We start from the raw sequence: 1,847 nt of genomic DNA on the forward strand, positions 1-1,847 counted from the left end.
GTTGCCGTTCGAGTTCAGCCGGTTGTATCGCACCAGTGCGGTTGAGATCGATGTCGGGTTGGGGTTTGGCTGGAGCCATTCGCTGGCGCATCGGCTGGAGGTCGAGGGCGATGGCGTGGTCTGGGTTGACCATGAGAACCGGCGGACGCGGTTTCCGCTGCCGAGCATTGAGCGGCCGGCGATTCATAACAGTCTGTCGCGGGCGGCGATCTTTCTCGGGGATGAGCCGGAGGAACTGATCGTTGCGCTGGCGGCTGAGGCGGCGCGGTTTTATCACTTTCGGGCGGGGCGTCTGACAGCGATCAGCGATGCGTACGGCAACCGGTTGCGTATTACCCGGGGTCGTCTGGATCGCGTTGAGCGCCTCGATAACGGGGCCGGTCGTTCGTTGTTGCTGCGCTACGAGCGGGCGCATCTGGTGGCCGTGGACTATCAAGTCTGGCGCGAAGCTGCCTGGCGTACCGAGCAGACGCTGGTCAGCTATCGCTTCGATGCCCGTCATCGGTTGATCGAGGTGACCAACGCCGTCGGCGAAAGCGAGCGTTACGACTACGACGATGCCCACGTCATCCTGCAGCGGCAGTTAACGGGTGGCGCGAGCTTCTTCTGGGAGTGGGAACGTTCCGGCAAGGCCGCACGTTGCGTGCGGCACTGGGCGTCGTTTTCGCAGATGGACACGCGTTACGTCTGGGATGACGCCGGCAGCGTGACGGTGCAGTACGTCGACGGCCGTGAAGAGGTTTACGTCCACGACGACACCGCTCGGCTGGTGCGTCAGGTCGCGGCCGACGGTGGAGAGCAGCTCAAGGCCTACGACGCGCAGGGCCGGCTGGTCGCCGAGCAGGATGCGCTGGGGGCGGTCACCGAGTACCGCTATGACGACGCCGGACGGCTGATCGCGCTGATTCCGCCGGACGATGCGCCGACGTCCTACGAGTACCGCAACGGTTTCCTGCACCGCCGTAGCCGGGGCGACGCGGAGTGGACCTACCGGCGCAACGCCCAGGGCGACGTCACCGAAGCGGTCGATCCCGACGGTCATGTCACCCATTACCACTACGACCCGCAGGGGCGGTTGCTGTCGGTCCGTTATCCGGACAGTGGTCGGCATGTGTTCGTGTGGAACGACCTCGGCCAGTTGGTCGAGGAAAGTTTGCCTGACGGCGGGGTTCGGAAGTTTTCCTACGATGCCTTGGGGCGGCGGATTACTGCGCAAGACGAACACGGCGCGATCACCCGTCATGCGTGGGACGCCGTCGGACGGCTGATCCAGGCCACCTCGCCGACCGGTGCCACCCGTGCCTGGTCCTACAGCGCCTACGGCCAGATCACCGCCGAACGCGATGAACTGGGTCGGATCACCCGCTACGAGTATGACGACGACCTGCACCTGGTCAGCCGGCGGATCAACCCCGACGGCACCCGCCTGCAATACCGCTACGACCATGCGCAGCTGTTGCTCACGGAGATCGAGAACGAGTCCGGCGAAAAGTACCGGCTGGACTACACGCCCACCGGATTGATCCGACAGGAAGCCGGTTTTGATGGGCGGCGCACCGCGTATGCCTACGACCGCAACGGTCATCTGCTGGAGAAGACCGAGTACGGCGATGACGGCTCGACGCTGGTCACCGGCTACCAACGTGATGCTGCCGGACGCCTGCTGCTCAAGACCCTGCCGGACGGGGTTGAGGTCAGCTATCGCTATGACCGTTTGGGCCGTTTGGTCGGGGTGGATGACGGCCAGAATCACCCGCTGGCCTTCGAATACGACCTGCAGGACCGACTGGTCCGTGAGCATCAGGGCTGGGGCACCTTGCGCTACACCTACGACGCCTGCGGCCAGC

Annotated in this window: 1 protein-coding gene; it reads left to right on the plus strand. The window is 64.6% G+C overall.

Translation table 11 applies throughout. The features are described 5' to 3' along the window. Positions 1-1,847: DUF6531 domain-containing protein (locus CAG02_RS29385; RefSeq protein ID WP_256576978.1), on the plus strand; the 1,847-nt coding region annotated here is incomplete at both ends.

It is taken from the genome of Pseudomonas sp. R43(2017), assembly GCF_002112345.1.
Taxonomy (GTDB): Bacteria; Pseudomonadota; Gammaproteobacteria; order Pseudomonadales; family Pseudomonadaceae; genus Aquipseudomonas; species Aquipseudomonas kribbensis.